Here is a 1,243-nt window from a genome sequence, read left to right on the forward strand (position 1 = left end):
GCCATCGACCTGGTTGTCGGCAGCGGTCAGGCCGGCCAGCGTTATCCGGTCGGACGTGGCCCAGACCAGCCGCGCCGCATTCTTCGACAGGAGCGTGTCGAAGGCGGCTTCGTCGCCTTGCGCGGCGAGCCCGTCGGCGAGCACGGCGACGCTTGCGCCGGGATGGCTCTCCAGGCTTGCCGCGACGCGGGCATAGACGGCGGGGCGGTCGGTCGGGATCGGCCGCGGCTTGGCGGCGCGCAGCCTGTCGAGCGCCGTCGCGGCATCGAAGGGGCCGATCTCGGCGTTGGGCTTTTCGGCGGTGAAGGCGATGATGACGGGCACGCCGTTCGAGCCGGCGTCGGCGATCAGCCTTTCGGCCGTGGCGACGCGCTTGCCCCAGTCGGCGGCACTTGCCCAGTCATTGTCGATGACCAATGCCAGGGCCGAGCCTTCGGCCGGCAGTTTTTCACGCGGATTGAAGACCGGTTCGGCAAGTGCGACGACGATCAGGGCGGCCATCAGCAACCTCAGCAGCGTCAGCCACCATGGGCTTTGCTGCGGCGTCTCCTCGCGCTTCAGGACGCGGGCCAGGATCTTCAGCGGCGGAAACACTTCCATCTGTGGCTTCGGCGGGGTGAGCCGCAACAGCCACCAGATCACCGGCAGCGCCAGCAGGCCCCACAGCACCATGGGCGCACCGAAGGAAAGCGGCAGCCAGCTCATGCGCCGATCTTTCCGGCAGGACCGGCGGTCAACCCGGTATGACCCATGGTCAACCCGGTATGACCTGTGGTCAACCCGGTATGACTGCCAGCGGCAGTCAACCCGGTATGACCTACGGTCAACCCTGCATGACTGCCTTCGGCGGTCAAAGCCATGTGGATGCGCACCAGCGCTTCGGAGGCGAGGCGGTCGGTATGGTTGACGGTGAAGCTCCAGCCCAGCCGCTTGCACCAGCCGGCCAACTCCTGGCGGCGGGCGCCGTAGAGCAGGCGGTATTCGTCGCCGAGCATCTCGGCGCGGCCGGCGGTCAGCTTGTCGCCGGTTTCGGGATCGGTGAACTCGGTGCGGCCGGCATAGGGAAAGGTTTCCTCGGCCGGGTCGGCGACCTCGATCAGATGGGCGCGCACGCCGTGGCGGGCGAGCACGTCGAGCCAGGCCATGGTCTCCTCGACCGGGTCGAGGAAGTCGCTGACGAGGACGACGTCGGAAAAGCGGCGGATGCCGGAAAGATCGGGCTTTGCCGGCAGCGCGCCGGCAT

The 1,243-nt window shown here is 68.1% G+C and carries 1 protein-coding gene and 1 pseudogene; both read right to left on the minus strand.

Annotation, left to right across the window (positions count from 1 at the left end; translation table 11 throughout):
- Positions 1 to 705: BatA domain-containing protein (locus EN780_RS34595; protein ID WP_189557011.1), on the minus strand; the 705-nt coding region annotated here is incomplete at its 3' end.
- A pseudogene (locus EN780_RS34600) lies at positions 702 to 1,243 on the minus strand (DUF58 domain-containing protein); the annotation flags it as partial. The gene EN780_RS34595 and the pseudogene EN780_RS34600, both read right to left, overlap by 4 nt.

It is taken from the genome of Mesorhizobium sp. M4B.F.Ca.ET.089.01.1.1 (assembly GCF_004022605.1).
GTDB classification, from domain to species: domain Bacteria; phylum Pseudomonadota; class Alphaproteobacteria; order Rhizobiales; family Rhizobiaceae; genus Mesorhizobium; species Mesorhizobium abyssinicae.